This is a genomic window from Streptococcus sp. HMSC074B11, from assembly GCF_001808705.1.
Lineage (GTDB): Bacteria > Bacillota > Bacilli > Lactobacillales > Streptococcaceae > Streptococcus.
In genome coordinates, this window is the sequence record NZ_KV794265.1 from 1 (window position 1) to 316 (window position 316).

1 protein-coding gene is annotated in these 316 nt (G+C 38.9%); it reads right to left on the bottom strand.

Features of this window, described 5'->3' with window-relative positions; all coding sequences use genetic code 11:
• Positions 1–316: MucBP domain-containing protein (locus tag HMPREF2619_RS04215; protein WP_186821486.1), on the bottom strand; the 316-nt coding region annotated here is incomplete at both ends.

Below are 316 nucleotides of genomic sequence, written 5' to 3' on the forward strand. Positions count from 1 at the left end.
TTTTGGTTTAGTAACCTTACCTGTAACTGGGTCAGACTTTTCAAGGTGTCCATTCTCATCAACCTTACCTACAGGATAATCACCCTTCGGTACGATCTTATAGGTCTTACCATCTTCTGCCTTGATGAAGTTAGGTTTTTCACCTTCCTCAGTAGTGTCATATGGTGTGTCATATGGTGAGTTTGGAGTGTCTTGACGAGGTTTTTGAATCTCTTTACCATTTTCATCCACATAAGTGATAACAACTTCACCTTTTGGTTTTTCTTTCAACTTGTAGACATAAGTGACATTCTTATCGCCTTCGATAACCTTACCA